The 16104-nt window shown below is 60.1% G+C and carries 13 protein-coding genes; 9 read left to right on the forward strand and 4 right to left on the reverse strand.

The annotated features are described in order from the left end of the window. The first annotated feature begins 12 nt into the window (after positions 1-12). The 3 genes from ABEB25_RS13545 to ABEB25_RS13555 all read left to right on the forward strand — a co-directional run bounded on the left by ABEB25_RS13545 (position 13) and on the right by ABEB25_RS13555 (position 2025). A complete protein-coding gene (locus tag ABEB25_RS13545; RefSeq protein WP_345736948.1) occupies positions 13-687 on the forward strand; it encodes an MBL fold metallo-hydrolase in 675 nt (224 codons plus the stop codon). Positions 688-775: 88 nt separating this feature from the next. Beyond that, on the forward strand, positions 776-1399 hold the full coding sequence (locus ABEB25_RS13550) for a Pycsar system effector family protein (RefSeq protein ID WP_345736949.1): 624 nt from the start codon (positions 776-778) through the stop codon (positions 1397-1399). A 188-nt stretch (positions 1400-1587) separates the two neighbouring features. Then, on the forward strand, positions 1588-2025 hold the full coding sequence (locus ABEB25_RS13555) for a DUF6799 domain-containing protein (protein ID WP_345736950.1): 438 nt from the start codon (positions 1588-1590) through the stop codon (positions 2023-2025). Positions 2026-2291: 266 nt separating this feature from the next. Here the strand turns inward: ABEB25_RS13555 and ABEB25_RS13560 are convergent, their stop codons facing one another. Then, entirely contained in the window at positions 2292-2672 is a 381-nt protein-coding gene (locus tag ABEB25_RS13560; protein ID WP_345736951.1) for an MGMT family protein, read from the reverse strand. An 875-nt stretch (positions 2673-3547) separates the two neighbouring features. Between ABEB25_RS13560 and ABEB25_RS13565 the strand changes: the two genes are divergently transcribed. The 5 genes from ABEB25_RS13565 (at position 3548) to ABEB25_RS13585 (ending at position 9094) form a co-directional block, all read left to right on the forward strand. Continuing rightward, positions 3548-4591 (forward strand): hypothetical protein, encoded by a 1044-nt coding sequence (locus ABEB25_RS13565; protein WP_345736952.1) that lies wholly within the window; start codon positions 3548-3550, stop codon positions 4589-4591. Continuing rightward, on the forward strand, positions 4588-5658 hold the full coding sequence (locus ABEB25_RS13570) for an AAA family ATPase (protein WP_345736953.1): 1071 nt from the start codon (positions 4588-4590) through the stop codon (positions 5656-5658). The genes ABEB25_RS13565 and ABEB25_RS13570 overlap by 4 nt, the downstream gene beginning before the upstream one ends. Before the next feature lie 185 nt (positions 5659-5843). Next, positions 5844-6371 carry a hypothetical protein gene (locus ABEB25_RS13575; protein ID WP_345736954.1) on the forward strand — a complete coding sequence of 176 codons (528 nt, stop codon included), beginning with the start codon at positions 5844-5846 and terminating at the stop codon, positions 6369-6371. A gap of 38 nt (positions 6372-6409) precedes the next feature. Continuing rightward, positions 6410-7681: a HEPN/Toprim-associated domain-containing protein gene (locus ABEB25_RS13580; RefSeq protein ID WP_345736955.1), complete on the forward strand. Its 1272-nt coding sequence runs from the start codon at positions 6410-6412 to the stop codon at positions 7679-7681. Positions 7682-8350: 669 nt separating this feature from the next. After that, entirely contained in the window at positions 8351-9094 is a 744-nt protein-coding gene (locus tag ABEB25_RS13585) for a nuclease-related domain-containing protein (RefSeq protein ID WP_345736956.1), read from the forward strand. Between the two features lie 1047 nt (positions 9095-10141). Here ABEB25_RS13585 and ABEB25_RS13590 read toward each other — a convergent pair. Beyond that, positions 10142-12694, reverse strand: coding sequence for a beta-ketoacyl-[acyl-carrier-protein] synthase family protein (locus ABEB25_RS13590; RefSeq protein WP_345736957.1), 2553 nt, complete (start codon positions 12692-12694; stop codon positions 10142-10144). A gap of 124 nt (positions 12695-12818) precedes the next feature. Here ABEB25_RS13590 and ABEB25_RS13595 point away from each other — a divergent pair, with 124 nt between their 5' ends. Beyond that, the gene (locus ABEB25_RS13595) at positions 12819-14081 is read left to right on the forward strand and encodes an AMP-binding protein (RefSeq protein ID WP_345736958.1); all 1263 of its coding nucleotides are present in this window, start codon (positions 12819-12821) and stop codon (positions 14079-14081) included. Positions 14082-14145: 64 nt separating this feature from the next. On the opposite strand, the gene ABEB25_RS13600 is transcribed toward ABEB25_RS13595, so the two are convergent. After that, on the reverse strand, positions 14146-14565 hold the full coding sequence (locus ABEB25_RS13600) for a hypothetical protein (RefSeq protein ID WP_345736959.1): 420 nt from the start codon (positions 14563-14565) through the stop codon (positions 14146-14148). Then, positions 14562-15839 (reverse strand): hypothetical protein, encoded by a 1278-nt coding sequence (locus tag ABEB25_RS13605; protein ID WP_345736960.1) that lies wholly within the window; start codon positions 15837-15839, stop codon positions 14562-14564. Before ABEB25_RS13605 ends, ABEB25_RS13600 begins: the two co-directional genes overlap by 4 nt. Positions 15840-16104 lie beyond the last annotated feature (265 nt).

Below are 16104 nucleotides of genomic sequence, written 5' to 3' on the forward strand. Positions count from 1 at the left end.
TCCCACCCCCTCATGAAACAACTCGCCGAAAATCTCTGGCTCCTGCAATACCCGCTCACCGTGCTGGGCACGCAGCATGGGCGGAATGTCACCGTCATCCGCCTGCGCTCCGCCCAGACGGTGCTGCACTCCATGGCCCCTTTTACTCCGGCAGATTTGGCCGCGCTTCAGTCGTTAGGCACGCCCGGCTGGCTGGTGGAGGCCATGCTGCTGCATGACACCTATGCTAAAGAAGGCCACGCCGCCTTCCCCGCCCTGCCCTTCCTCGGTCCGCCGGGTTTTTCAAACGTGGTGAAATTCCCCACTCTGCCGCTGCTGCCTGCACCTGCGGAATGGGCGGGCGAGCTGGAGGTCTTCCCCATCGAGGGCACGCCGAAGCTGAAGGAGCACGCCTTTCTCCATGTGCCCACGCGCACGCTCATCGTGGCGGATCTCGTCTTTAACTTTGATCCCAATGAACACGGCTGGGATCGCTTCTTCCACCGCTACATCGCGGGCTTCAAGCGCTACCCCGGCATGAGCCGCATCTTCAAACTCTGCCTTGCGGACCGCCCCGCCTTTCAGGCCTCCCTGCGGCGCATTCTGGAGCAGGATTTCGACCGCATCATCGTCGGTCATGGTCGTGTCATCGAAAGCCACGGCAAGGCCCTGCTGCTGCGCGCCCTGGAGGATGCAGGCGTTTTATAAACCCAGGCGAAGGTGCCCCCAACGTGACAATATCGTCACATGATTGCAGCCATCCTCCGTGACTGGTAGAGGGTGATTCCCGTTCACCATGGCCGAAGCTTCCGCTCCCTCTCCCCTGCATTCCAGCGCCCCTGCTCCGGTCACCGCCAGCACCCTCATCAGCTCCACTGCGGTGGATGTCACCCGGCTGCTGTACATGCTGTATCAGGATGTCGAAAGCCAGATCAACCGGGCCGATCTCAAGGCCCAGATCACCCTCAGCACCTCCGCCATCCTCGCGGCCATGGTTTCAAACATGGGCCTGGGGCTGAAATCGCCTGACATGCATCTCTGGACTGCTACCGAATGGACCCTGCTAGGCATTTACACCCTGTTCATTGCCTTCATCTGCAGCGCCATCGCCCATGCCCTGCTGGCCGCTTTTCCACGCTCGATTGGCAAATCCAAAAAGAAGCCTGAAAACGCCAATCTCTACTTCACCGCCGACATCGTGACCCTTCACCCGGAGACCTACGTGCAGTTGTTCGGTGCCCAGCTCAATTCCGACGTGCGCGAGAATGTGCTGAAGCAAATCCATGCCAAGGGCCGCGTATTGGAGGCCAAACTGGGGCATGTCCGCTGGGGCTTAAAGTTCCTCAGCCTGGGCATGCTCATCTGGCTCTGCGCCCGCGTCTTCCTCGTGGTCAGCTACGCCCGGCTTCCGGTTCATTGAGGGCCCTTTCCCGGCCATCCGTGCCACCACCTTGATGCCATCTTTGGTTAGGCAATTCGGAGCAGTATTTGCAAACGCATACAACCGCCTTTTTGAGCGGGGGCGAATACCAGTGTGCGCAGCCGGAGCCCCGTCAATACGGGCCCACCCAACCGCTGCCGCCCAATCCCCTAACCAATATTATCATCATGAAAACACTGTTCCAATCCCTCGCCTTTGCGTGCCTCAGCCTCTGCCTCGTGAACAACAGCCTCGGCGCTGACGAAAAGGAAAAAGACGCCAAGAAGGCCGAGAAGATGGCCGAGAAAAAAGCCGAGCTGAACCACATCGCCATGAAGGATGGCAAGATGTGGGTCATGAAGGACGGCAAGACCACTGAGCTGACCGAAACCGCCACCCTGATGGACGGCACCCAGGTCATGAAAGACGGCTCTTACCTGGCCAAAGGCGAGACCGAAAAGAAGATGCTCAAGGAAGGTGAAGCCATCACCTGGAAGGGCAAGGTCACCGATCATGACAAGGTCATGAAGGACCTCGAAAAGCACAAGGAAAAGAAGGCTGAGAAAGCCGCCAAGGAAACTGAAAAGGAAGTGAAGGAAACCGTCAAGGAAGCTGAAAAGAAGTAAGCTCCCTGGACTTGGCTTCATCCGCCATCACGCCTGCGTGAGCCGGGTGAAGTGACCTCCGCCAAGGGCGAAGATCGGGCTGCATTCCTGGCAACAGGCGGCGCTGATTTTCGCCCTTGGCCTTTTTGTTTTGATGATGAACCGCCTCCCGAAATCTGGGATGCGGCCTCTTGCAACCTTGGGCTTGAGTCGTCCTGCGGATGTAGAGTGCAGCAGCGACTCCAGAACTGATCAGGGTTTAAAAACCGACAGGGAGCAGCGTGGCCCTAGCCCCCGCTCGCGGGATCGCTCCAGCGGATGTTTCGCCGCAGGCCGACGACGTGGAAATGCGCGTCGGAATCCTGGAGGTAGCCCTGCGCATCCACCCGCATGCCCTCGCCCTCCAGCCGCTGCCGCTGCGTGGCCGCCAGGCTGGCCTCCATGTTCGGGCTGATGCGTGCATCCGCGCTCAGCACCCGGTGCCACGGCAGCCTCTGGGACTCCTCGGGCGTCAGCCGACTCATGACCGAGGCCACGTGCAGCGCCGCCACATTCATGTGCACGGCCAGGGAGCCATAGGTCGTGAACTTCCCCGCCGGGATGAGCCCGACGAGCCGGATCACCTCCGCCCGGATGCGGGTGCCCGCGATGGATTTGGGTTTCGGCATTGCCCCCCACCCATGAACGCCCCCCGGCCCGCAGGCAAAGAAAAGATGCCCTGGAAAGGGTAAGGGCGGGCTTGAGGGCTGTTTCGCTGAAGAGTAGCCCGCTCAGTCCCTGAGCGGAAAGCAGCCTCGAAGCCCCAAGTAGGCCTTTTTCCAGGCTCATCGCGCCGATGGCACCCTGCGCGTGCATCTTCAGTTAGGCGTAGGTCTGTGCCCCTTCGGCACTGCTATCCGCTCAGGGACTGAGCGGGCTACCTTTTGAGCGGTCGGCAGCCGTGATGACCCTGGCAGCCCTTTTCCAGGATCATTGCGCGATGGCACCCTGTGTGTGCATCTTCGGTTAGGCGCAGGTCGGTGACCCTTCGGCACGGCTATCCGCTCAGGGACTGAGCGGGCTACCTTTTGAATCGGCTACCTTTTGAGCGAGCCAGCTTCTCGATCAGGCGACTTTTTGAGCGGGCTTTATTTCCTGATTCCTCGATTCCATTTCGTTTTCCTGACCCAGGCAAAATGGAATCGAGAAACGAGGGCGGCGGCACGTGGGCAGAAAGGTGCGACAATGACACGACAGGGTGGATAAAAACACGCTTTGGGGCCGATCCACCTCCGAAAACAAAAGCAGTGTTCAGCCCGGATCCCAGCTTGCGTACTCTGACAGCATGATGGAAAATAATGTGTGGCCGCTGGCACCTGGAGGTTGGCTTTCACCCTCCCTGCTGGGCCACGCTGAATGATGGATATTCCCGGCCTTTTGGGCCGACCGAACGGCCGCGCCTGCTGCGGCTGAGAGAGAGGGTCCACACCCACCGCCCAGCCCCTTCCTGGAGGCTGCTGGGGGGACTGTGCCTGGATCCGGCCACCCTGCGATTTTTTGATCCATGAACTCTGATGCCACCCCCGACCTGTCCGTGCTGAAGGAGCAGCTCCTCATTCCTGAACTGTGGCAGCACCTGGGCCTGCCAGGGCAGCCACGGGCGAGCTGCCGCAGCCCCTTCCGCCCCGACCGCAGCCCCTCCTTTTCCATCTACGAAGGGGGCCGCAGGTGGAAGGACCACGCCACGGGCGAAGGGGGCGATGCCATTGATTTCCTGGCCCTGGCCTGCCAGGTGGATGCGGCGGAGGCCGTGGGGCGTTTTCGCGATCTGCTGGGCGCTCCTTTGCCACGGCGCTCCGGGCAGGGCCGTGGGCGCTCGTCGCACCCGCAGCAGTGGGTCCAGGCGGCGGCGGCGGTTTCCAGTCCCGGCCCGGTGCTGCATCGCGGCACGGAGGCGGATCTGCAAGCGGTGGCGCGCAGCCGGGGCCTGAGTGTGCAGGCCGTGGCCTTGGCGCAGAGCCTGCGCACGCTCGCCTTTGGCCGGGTATGCGGCCACGCCTGCTGGCTGTTGGGGGATGACTCCGGCCTGGTCACGGAGGCGCGGCGGCTGGATGGCCACCCCTTTCCCGCCCAGGGCAGCCTGGGGGAAAGAAAGGCGCACACGCTGCGCGGATCCCGCAAGGACTGGCCCTGCGGTGCCGCCGTGCTGCGGCGCTACCCGCACTTCCGCACCCTGCTGCTGGTGGAGGGCGGGCCAGACTACCTGGCTGCGCTGCATCTGCTGCTGAGGCTGCAGCGGTGGGACATCCTGCCCGTGGCCATGCTGGGCCGCAGCACGGGCAGCCTCATCTCGCCCCAGGCCCTCGCCCTCATGGCTGGTCGCCGGGTGCTGCTGGTCCCCCATGCCGATGCGGATGGCGGCGGTCTGCTGGCCGCACGGCGCTGGGCCACGCAGCTCCAGGCCGCAGGCTGCCCCTGTGAATTTTTCGACTTCCGGCCCCTCCCGCAGGCCGGGGGACGCGCCGTCAAGGACCTCAATGACGCCGTCCTCGCCACCCCTCACTTATCCAGTGAACTGAAACAAACATTGCAAAACATTATCGAATGAATCTGATCCTACCCTTTGATCCCGCCACCATGTCCGTCCCGCTGCCCGCCCAGGCCGCCCAGGCCAGCCGTGCCGCCGCCACCCCGGCCCCCAGCCGCCGTGGCCCTGCCTGGGATGTGACGGAGCTGAGTCCCCTGCCGCCGGATTTCTCGGCCGATCTGCTCAATGGACTCGAAGTCCAGGAACTGCAGCTCCCCGCCCGGCCCGCCCTCCTGGGCGACTGGCTGAAGCAGGGCGATCTGGGCTACCTCTTCGCCCCGCGTGGTGCGGGCAAAAGCTGGATGTCCATGCTCATCGCCCGCGCCGTGGCCGCCGGCAGTCCGCTGGGCGAATGGCAGGCCGGGCAGCAGCCCCGGCCCGTGTACTACTTTGATGCCGAGATGAACCTTCCCGATGTCCAGGCCCGCATGCACAGCGTGGGCCTCTTCATGCTGAACTTTCACCTCCTCAGCAACGAGGTCGTCTTCAAATCACGCGGCCACGGCATCAACATCGCCAGTGTGGAGCACCAGGTCTCCCTCAGCCAGTGCCTGCAAGACGGCAGCCTCTTCATCATTGATAACCTCTCCACCTCTCAGCTCGGCATGGCAGAAAACGACAACGACTCGTTCGATGCCATCCGCGACTGGCTGCTCTCCCTGCGTCACCGCGCCATCACCGTGCTCATCGTCCACCACGCCGGGCGCAATGGCCTGATGCGCGGCAGCAGTCGGCGGGAGGACATGGCCCACTGGATCCTCAGCCTGAAGGAAGCCGGAGATCCCGGCCAACCCGCCCACCGCACCACCTTCAGCACCGAGTTCACCAAATGCCGCAACTGCACCGGCACCCACGCCCGCCCCCTCCTGTGGACCCTGGATACCTCCACCACGCCGCTGACGCTGGGGTGTGAGTCAAACGAACCTCAGGATGCAATGCTGGGGTACATTCGCGACGGGCTGACACGATCAACCGAACTGGCCGAAGCGCTCGGCGTCCATCAGGCCACTGTTTCCAAATGGGCAGGGAAGTTGCAGCGGGAAGGAAAGATCACCATCAGCAACCGCCAGTACCATCTGGTGAATTGAGGCGGGCGATGCACCGCCTCAGCATTCCCTGGTAACTCATCCCCCCGATGCTCAATGCCCTCCTGCACAGGGGCATCGAGCATCGGGCATTTAAGTTTTACACATTGGGGCTCGTTTTGTTAAACGCTAATATTGCTTAGCCGATATGGACGTATAAACTAGTTAGCATAATCACCAGTTTAATCATGATTGAATCTTGCTATTGGAAAGAGGAACTCATTCGTATTTGCGAGTTAATTCGTCCTGTCGCTAAACCAAAAAAATGGACTGAAAAGCTTCATTGCACAGTAGAAAGAGATATTATGATCGGCTTCTTCATTACCAGGAGAATGATTGAGCTTCATAAAGTTTCCGATTCAATAAAGAACTTTGAGATGCAGGTTTTTTCCATTCCGAATAACGGCAAGAATGTTACGTTGCTGAATAGAGGATCGCCCGACATGATTTACGATATTCAGCGTGAGATAAGACAAACGAAAAAGCCTTTGTATATTTCTAATCAGTTTATTCATGCATACATGAGCTTTGTAACGCGTGACAAAGCTCGAAACTGGGATAGTATTCTTGTCGTGTCAGACTTCGACCGTAATACATGTATTTGGCGTATTCCGATTTTCGTTATCCTTGAGTTATTCAGAGCCGTGGCGAATGATTATCCACATTCGATGTCTTTTGTCTACAACCCTCAAAAAATGGATTATGATGTCACGTAATTTACGTTAGCATTTGTAGCAATTAAATAGTAATTTATATGGGAAGCTACGCTGAATTGTCTATTGATAATCATTCGATTATTTCAATGAAGTCTTATGTGGACCCGGTGGTAATGACTTTCTTTGAAGAATGCGATCGGCAATCGTACCTGCGAAAATGGGTTGAACAGGGGGAGGAATGGGAAGAACATATATTTGAATATGCTATCGCATCACAAAAGTTGAAGCAGCGTTTGGATATCATGGGGTTTAACCTTGAATCTGTTAAAGGATACTTCGACGAACATGTGAATGCTTGTTTAAAGCGGTTCGATAGTGAAGATGAATATATAGAACTACGGTGGATGAATATTCAGGCTAACAAGGATTTTTTCTCAAATTATACCTTTGATCGTTGGGTTAAAGAAGTTCAGAGTTTTTCCTTGTTGGGATTTTGCAAACACGAATTCATATGTAAGTTAGAAACATTGCCAACTTATTTCAGGTTAATCGCAGGGGGTGAAGCAGGCTATAATTGGGGGTTTCCTGAATGTGATATACGCTTGATGGTGCGAGCTTTATTGGAGGCGTTTGCGGATTCGGTAGTCAAGTTAGATTATTCTTCACTAGTATCATCAGGTTATTACGATGGAACAGAAAAGCTGGCCAAAGATGCCAAATATGATATAACACAAGAGTTCATTTGGAGCTCTAGTATTGTAATTCTCACGGAGGGATCTAGCGACGCAAAAATACTTAGGGAATCACTGAAATTACTTTATCCCCATCTTTTCCCTTCATTTTCCTTCTTGGATTTTGAAGGGCCTCGCTTATCCGGTGGGGCTAGTGGCTTAGTTCAGCTTTTAAAAGGATTCGCGGCAGCAAATATTGCTAATAGAGTTGTTGCCGTGTTTGATAATGATACAGCGGCTGAAGAGTCATTGAAAGGACTCGATATAAAATCCCTTCCTCCATCCTTCAAAGTTATTCAATATCCAAATATTGATCTGGGCAGATCTTATCCCACCGTTGGTCCACAAGGGGATGTTATAACGAACATCAATGGACTTGCTGCCAGTATAGAGCTGTATTTGGGGGAGGATGTGCTGAGAGACCCCTCTTCAGGAGAGTTAATGAGAGTCCAATGGAAGGGGTATAATCAATCTCTTCAAAAATACCAGGGCGAGCTATTGAATAAAAACTTACTTATGAAGAGATTCGATCAAAAGTTATTAAGGGCGACGACTGCTAGTGATTATCCTGAGGGGGATTGGTCTTCTTTAAAATCTATTTGGGAAGCTATTATTTCTGCGTGTATAACTGATGTCTAATAAGTGTGTGGTAAATTCAATTATATGCTTAATGCAATGATATAATTTAAATGTTACAAATTTTTCGCGGTCTTTTCGATGCTCAATTCCCGGGTCTTGGTGCGCATTCAGCATCAAGGAACTGAAGAATCACATCAACTCTCTGTGCTGATAGCGTGCCGAACAGTGGCAGATCGGTGAGTGAGTCACGGCACCTTCGCAGGATTGCGCCTCCAGTGACGTGGACAGTCTGGAAAAGGGAGACAGTTGGGGACTTCGAGGCTGCGGATCGCCCAAGGGACTGTGCAGGCTGCGGTTATTCCGGCAGTGACGGCGGAGAAGTTGCGTAGCCGCGAAGTGAGTCTCCTCGCTCCTGCTCGCTGTGGCTTGCCCGTCCCACCCCCCGTTTCCATTCCGCGCGGGTAGGGCGGGAGGAATGGAAATGGGAAACGTCCATCGCATGTCGTGCGTCAGCATCTCGCCTAATGCAAAAGCGCTTGATTCCATCGGTGCTTTCGTCATGAAAGGGGGATGCAATTGCAGGTAATTTACATGGCGGGATATGTCGTAGTGGTCGGGGGCTTTTTTGTGGGGTTCTTTCTTTGGCGGCTTGGACGGCGGACCACGAGGCATCCGCTGGGAGTGGAGGTGAAGGTGAGACGGCAGCCGGGGGAGCATTTGCGACAGCAGATGGGCAAGTCTTTGGAATCCCTGCTGCTGATTTTCCTGGGGCTGCTGATCGCGCCTGCAGGCGTGTTTTTGGCTGCCTACTCTATTTTTAGCTTTTTGCCTGAGTCGTTTTCAGGCTTGAGGGGCCTGTGCTCCCTGGCGGCAGCCGCCATTGCCCTGGGGGTTGGCATGGGGTGGCTTTACCTGGGCATGAGTCGATTCATGAACCTCAAGCTCGGCCTGTTTGGCGAGCGGGTGGTGGCGGATGAGTTGGAGGGGCTGAAGAAGCAGGGGTATGCGGTGTTCCACGATGTGCCCTGCCTGGGCGGCAGCGCGCGGTTTAATCTGGACCACGTGGTGGTGGGCCGGGGCGTGGTGGTGGTGATCGAAACCAAGACGAGACGGAAACCGAAGGGGGACAAGGAGGGCCACAAGCTGAGCTACAATGGCCAGGTGCTGACGTGGCCCGGCGGCCAAACCAGCACGGGCGAGCTGGAGCAGGCCCAGCGCAATGCGGACTGGCTGCGCAGGGAGCTGAAGAAGGAGGAGAAGGTGGATGCCGTGGTGCACCCGGTCCTGACTTTCCCCGGCTGGTATGTGAACGGCGGCCCGCCCCAGGCCCCCGTGACCGTGGTGGCGCATAAAATGCTGGCGGCCACCCTGGAAAAACGCTTCCAGCCTTCACTCACCCAGGCGCAGACGGATGCAGTGGTGCGGCACCTGAACCGGCTGTGCACGAACCTGGAGTATGCGGATGTGGAGTGAGGGAAAGGCGGGCCGGGCGGCAGGAGAGGCGCGCTCGTTTCCCTTCCGCGCAGGTAGGGCGGGCGGAATGGAAACGGGGCATGGATCTTGGGAGAGGCTCCCTTCCTCTCGTTGTTGCATGCAACGGGTATGGAAATAACTGCAACAACGAGCGCAACGAGGTGGGGGCAGGAAGGTAGCCCGCACAGTCCCTGTGCGGATGGCCGTGCCGAGGGGTGGCAGACCTGCGCCTGACCGAAGACGCATGCGCGGGGTTCCATCGGTGCGGTGAAGCTGGAAAAGGGGATGCTAGGGGCGTCGAGGCTGCTGACCGCTCAAGGGACTGAGCGGGCTACCTCTGGCGTTAAAGCGGCGAGGCAGAAAAAGGGCGGCTTCAGAGAGAGAGGCGGGGAATTCTGCGAGGGGCCGGGGAGAGTGACGAATGAAGCTGGCCCTGGGTGGAAAACGCCGGATGGCCCGCCTTGCTTGGAAGATGGGGGCGGTGGGGCTGGAAGGTAGCCCGCTCAGTCCCTGAGCGGATGGCCGTGCCGAGGGGTGGCAGAGGGGCGAGCGACGGAAGGCGTATGCGCGGGGTTCCATCGGTGAGGTGAATTTAGAAAGGGGGATACCAGGGGTTTCGAGGTTGCTGACCGCTCAGGGACTGAGCGGGCTACCTTTTGCTGACCGCCCACGGGACTGGGCGGGCTACCTTTGGCCTGCCTGTGACGGCTGGAAAGCAGCACGTACGCCCACAGCATTTCTCGTTTCCATTTTTCACGGGTCAGGGAAACGTGGATGGAATCGGGGAATTGGGGTAGCCCGCACAGTCCCTGTGCGGATGGCCGTGCCGAGGGGTGGCAGACCTGCGCCTGACCGAAGACGCATGCGCGGGGTTCCCTCGGTGCGGCGAGTTTAGAAAGGGGGCTGCCTGGGGTTTCGAGGCTGCTGACCGCTCAGGGACTGAGCGGTCTACCTTTTGCTGACCGCCCACGGGACTGGGCGGGCTACCTTTCTGAACGCTCACGGGACTGAGCGGGCTACCTTTGGCGCACGGGGCGCTTCCACCCATCACTCGACCTCGACGACGGCGCCGTAGGCGGCGCAGAGGCTGCCGGGGAGGGTGAGGGAGACGGGCCGGGAGGTCTGGCGGGCGAGGGTGGCGGCGAGGGCCAGTTGCAGGGCTCCGGCGGCACCCATGCTTTCGCCCAGGATCTGGCGCGGGTGGTAGTGGGTGGTTTGGCCAGGAGTGGCCGTGCCCGTCTCAGCGGTGGTGGGCTGGTCGGGGCTGGCTGCGGGGGCATCAAGCCGGACGCGGCGCAGCGCGTCCCTACCAGGAGTGGCGGCTTCGCCGCTGAGGTTTTGGATGCGGGCAAGAGTGCCCACGCTCCCTTCGGCTTCGGTGCGGACGGGTTGTGAAGCGGTGGTGAGCTGGTCGGAGGTAGCTTCGGAGGCATCAAGTCGGACGCGGCGCAGCGCGTCCCTACCCGGATGGGCTTCGCTTTCGGACTGGTCGAGCAGGGGGATGCCGGAGAGGCCGGTGATGTGCTGGGCCTGGTTGAACTGGGGGCGGGTGGCCAGGGTGCGGAGGTGGGCGGCTTTTTCGGCCTCGTGGTGGTAGGCGAGGGCGGGGGTGTGGGCCAGGTGCAGGTGGGGTTTCCCCTCGGGGCCGGGGGTGAGGCTGAGGAGGAGGGCCCCGGCGCCTTCGGAGGCCTGGAGGTCGGGGTGGTAGTAGCTGGTGGCCTCGGCCCCCAGCCAGTCGCATTCCTCGGCCCCGATGACGAGGACGTGATCCACCAGCCCCTGGGTGAGCCAGGTGTGGGCGAGGGAGACGGCCTCGATGATGGCGCTGGATTCGCCGATGAGGGTGGTGGCGGGGCCATCCACGCCCAGGAAGGCGGCCACGTGGGAGGCGGGGGCGTTGTAAACGGTCTCGGGGAAGATCAGCGGGCTGGCCAGGGCGGGGGTGGCGATGACTTCGTGGTAAAATTTGCCGCTGAACTGGACGCAGCCATTGAACATGAGCTGGACGATGCCGAGGCGACCGGGGGCGATGCCCTGGGCCTGGGGGTGGCCGGCTTGCTCCAGGGCCTCCAGCGCGGCGGCCATGGTGAATTTGGTGATGGGGCTGGCGCGGCGCAGGCGGGGAAATTTGGGCAGGCGATCCGCCGGGATGGCAGGGGCGGGGCGGGTGAGGCAGGGCCAGTCGCGGGTGCCGACGGTGCGCGGGCTTTCCTGGGTGGGCAGGGTGGCTTTTTCGGTGATGGCGGTGGCCAGGGCGGCGGTGCCCCAGCCTGCGGCGGAGACGGCCCCGGCCCCGAGGATGTGCAGGGGCCGATGGGCGGCGGCCAGGGGGGCGGAAAGGGGGCTGCCGGGGGGACGGGCGCTGGAGAGGCTGCCGACCTCCGTAAAGACGAGGGTGGCATTGGTGCCGCCAAAGCCGAAGCTGTTGGTGAGGGCGACCTTCACGGGGGCTTCGCGGAAGCTGTAGACGAGGTCGAAACAGACGGCGGGGTCGGTTTCGCGGATGTTCAGGCTGCCGGGCAGCCACTGGCCGCGCATGGCCATGAGGCAGATGACGGCCTCGACGGCCCCGGCCCCGCCGAGGAGGTGGCCCATGGCGGATTTGGTGGAGCTGAGGGCGATCTTGGCGGCGTCTTCCCCGGCCCAGGCCTGCACGGCGCTGGCTTCGGCCACGTCGTTGTAGGGGGTGCCGGTGCCGTGGGAATTGATGTAGCTGACCTGGCTGGGGGCGATGCCGGCCATGTGGCAGGCACCCGTCATGGTGCGGATGGCGGCTTTGCCGGCGGGATCTGGCTGGGTGAGGTGGTGGAGGTCTGTGGCGGTGGCGTACCCGGCGGCCACGGCCAGGGCCTGGGCCCCACGCTCGGCAGCGGCGGTTTCGCTTTCCAGGAGGACGAGGGCGGCACCTTCGCCCAGGGCCAGGCCATCGCGGGCGGCATCGAAGGGGCGGGGGATGCCGCTGGGGGCGAGGGCGCGGAGGGTATCAAACCCGGCATAGACCAGCTCGGCGATGGCATCGTAGCCGCCGGCGATCACGCGCCGGGCTTTGCCGGTCTGGATCATGGCCATGGCATCGCCGATGGCATTGGCCCCGCTGGCGCAGGCATTGGAGACGAGGATCATGGGCCCGCGCCAGTCGTACTCCTGGGCGATGGCATTGAGCTGGCGCTGGGGCTGGTAAAACTCCAGGCGGGAGATCTGGCCGGGCTGCTTCACGGGGCTGGCGGCGGCGTGGCGAAAGTAGTCTTGGCCGATGCCCATGGCCCCGGCGGAGGTGCCGATGATGATGGCATCCACACCTTCCAGCCCAGGCATTTTGGCCATGGCCAGGGTCTCCCGCAGGGCCAGGAGCAGCATGCTGGTGCCGCGATCAATCAGGTGCTGGCGGCGCAGCGGGGTCTTCAGGAAAAGGCGCTCGCTGGGCAGATCCACATGCGCAGCGGTCTTGGCGATGCGTTCGCTGACATCGAACATCGTCACCGGGCGAAAGGCGGTGCGATTTGCCCGGAAGGAGGCTTCATTTTCCTGCCAGTCGAGGCCGAGGGGGGAGACGATGCCGGCTCCGGTAATGAGAATGTGCTGGGAGGGAACGGGGACCACTGGAAAAAGAAACGCGGATGACGGGGATATGGATTCCCAGGCTTGAACTCACAGGGGCTGGCTGGCACACTCCTGGCTCAGTCCCTGCGCCGTCTGGTTTAGCCGTGTGCGGTGGAGAGTTCAAATGTTTGCTGATCGCTGGAAACAAATCCTGACCCGTCAGGGCGATGAGATCGCCCTCTGGCATCCTGGGGGTGCGCTGTCCTACCATGCCCTGGAGGCGGCGGCGCGTGCGCTGGTGCCGCAGAGCTGCGGGCGGCTGGGGCGGTACTACCTGGCGCAGGGAGATGGGGCGGAGGTCACCGTGGCCCTGCTGGCCGGGTTTCTCACGGGCAGGCCGGTGCAGGTGGTGGAAAAGGACCGCAGCCGCCGGATGCCCACCTGCTGCGTGCCGCGCAATACGGCGCTGGTGAAGCAGACCGTGGGCAGCAGTGGCGTGCGGCGTTGCCAGTTCTTCACCTGGGCGCAGGTGGCGGCGGATGTGGACGGGCTGCATGCGGCCCTGGGCCTGGGGCGCTGCGCCGTGGCCCTGGCCCCACTGAGTGTGGCGCACAGCTTTGGCCTGACGACGACGGTTTTGCAGACCCTCCTGCACGGCCTGCCCACGCACTGGCTGCCCACGCCCTTTCCCACCGGCATGGTGGAGGCCCTGGCCCTGCATGAGCGCGCCTTTCTCCCCGGCGTGCCCGCCATGTGGAAGGCCTGGCTGATGACCCGGCTGGACCTTTCCCGCGTGGCCCTGGCCGTGTCCGCAGGGTCGCCCCTGACGCTGGAGCTGGAGGCCGGCGTGCGCGAAACCTTCGGCCTGAAGCTGCACAATCTCTACGGCACCAGCGAGACCGGGGCCATCAGCTACGATGGGACGGAAACGCCCCGTACGCAGGCCGGGGACCTGGGCACCCTGCTGCCGGGCGTGCGCGCCACCGTGGTGGAGGGGCGCCTGCTGGTGGAAAGCGCCGCCGTGGGCCTGGGCTACGACACCGTGCAGCCTGGCGAGCTTTTTTCCCTGGGCCGCCACCGCACCTGGGACCGCGTGATGCTGGCGGGCGAGGCCCTATCCTACGTCTGCTGCGAGGGGCCGGGCATCAATGTGGCCAGCCGCAAGCTGAGCCCCGCCGCCATCGCTGAAAAGATCCGCCAGGCCACCGGCGTGCGCCACGTGCGCATCCACGGCCAGCCCAGCCGGGACCCGGAGCGCATGCAGGACGTGGTGGCCTGCATCGGCATCCCGCCGGATCAGCTCACCAGCGACTTCAAATCCCGCGCCTGCGCCGCCCTGGCCCCCTGGGAAGTGCCACGCCACTGGCGCATCGAAAACCCCGCCCGCCCCACCAGTGGAGACGACCCCGCTGGCGGCCTCGAAGGCCTCGCCGCGCAGTTGGCGTGATGAGGGGGGGCTGCTGGCCCGGTTAAGCAATGTCTCCACTGGCGGTGCACCGGATTGCGGCCTTTCAAAAAGGTTGTATTTCGCAATGTGCTAGCTGCCCCGCTTGCATGATCTTCAAAGCTCTTTCGCTGACCACCAGTCGTGCATCGTCGGTCAGTCCCAGGTCGTTTTCTCCCGGTGACCCTTCAATGTGAAGCCATAAAAAAACCGGTGCAGGGATGCCCGGACAAAAAAGGCCGAAGTCTTCGGAAATCTCGTTTTGCAAGGGGGTTAGTCGCATGCCAGTGAAACCTGCCCCTAAAAGTCTTTTCCCGAGATCTTCAGTCACCATGTAGCAGGGATAGGTCTGCACCAGGTCATCCCCTAACCAGTTCGTGAGGATGAAGTGCAGGTGTAAAACTTTCGGGGGATGGCTGCCGTTGTCCAGCAGAGTGCCCGGGCCCATTTCACCTGGCACTTCTGGATCAAGAAGGAAGTAGGTCATGGAAGAGTGGGGACGAACAGATGACCGAATTTGCGATCCATTTCAGTTGCCTTGTCCAGGAGGGACTGACGTGTCACTTTTGTTGCAGGGGTACTCCGGTAAAAGGAATCCCATTCTTTCCGCAAGATGCTTTTGTGAAGCGTACTATCCAGATTTAAGGGAATGCCCCGAAGGTTTTCCAATGAATGGATTTCTTCGCTGGAGAAGATGCCGGGATAACGGGTGAGAGTCTGTTGTTCCAAGGCGTGATGGACCACCACTTGACCTTTGAGCTGAGGGTGACTTGTAAAAAAACTCAGCCGGTAGTCTGAATGAGATGCCTTTCCGAGCTGGAGGGTGCGTTTCCATGGGCTTGGTGGCAAGGCCCTGTTCAAACGCCTGTAAGTAGATTCCATCTTCTCACCCATGTTAGGGAAGTACTGAGCTGCCCTGATCAGTGTAGCTAGATTGCGCCCGCCCCAGGTTCCGCTTGTAGAGGGCAGGAATGCTCCGCCTACCTTGGCCGCCTTGACCGCCACCTTCGCCATTTGGGCGGCCTTGCCTCCCACTTTCACCTGGGCTACGGGGATCAGCATTGTCAATATTTCAACAGAGGCTTGCCCACCAAGCTTGGTGAAGGCTTCCTTTTTAATGAGGATGAGACCCTCGCTGGTTTTCAGGTCGAAGTAGTCGACATCGTGGCTGGACGCCGCTTCAAACATGCGATTCTCTAAGAAGGCTTCCGCAAGTTCCGAAACGTCCTTTTTTATTTGAGCAGCAGGGGTGTTGCTCAAATATTGAGACAAATGAATGCTGCCGTCCTTCAGAGCAAAGGCGGTATCCAAAGGGTGTCTTGCCATTTCCCACACCCCCTCTACCAACCCGGTCACTCCATCTTGTGCACCTTTCAACGCCTCCGTGCCGAGGGAGGCTCCTTCATTGACCATCTTGACCTCTTTCACAAAGCTGTGGAGGCTCTGGGCGTCGCAGCCGAAGCGCAGATGGGTTTCGGATTCAAAACCTTCGGTGGATAGGATCTGCACCGATACTTGCGCAAGCTTGGTTTCAGGATCAAAATAAAGAGGCTCAGCGATACTGAAAAGAGTGCCTTGGCCCATCAATGTTTCCGGCGTAATTCCGGGCAAATCCTTCAAGTAAATGAAGCGGCCCTGTGTCGAGCTATGGCTATAATAAAAATACCAAGCCAGCGCCGCCAATAATCCAGCAACGAGAATGCATGAAAGCCGAAGCCACGACCATTTACTGGCTTTTTCGGAGGTGGTACGGGTAGGCATTTTCAGGAGTATAGTTAATAAATAACTGGCCACAGTTTGATGGGGCTTCTCGGGAGGTCAAGTGCCCCCTTTTTGTTGAAAGTGGTATCGCCTGTATGCCGAGATCAAGGTGGCCTCCAGGCTAGGCTCCTTCACCGTCCCCTGCCTGTCGGTGGTCACCATCTTGATCGTGCATTGGAGCCGCAGGCTTTGTTTGCTCGGGACTGTCGCGGTGAGCTTATGGCTGTTCTATTTTTCCCCACGCATCTAGGAGGAGGCATGATCT

This window comes from Prosthecobacter algae, from assembly GCF_039542385.1.
GTDB lineage: Bacteria > Verrucomicrobiota > Verrucomicrobiia > Verrucomicrobiales > Verrucomicrobiaceae > Prosthecobacter > Prosthecobacter algae.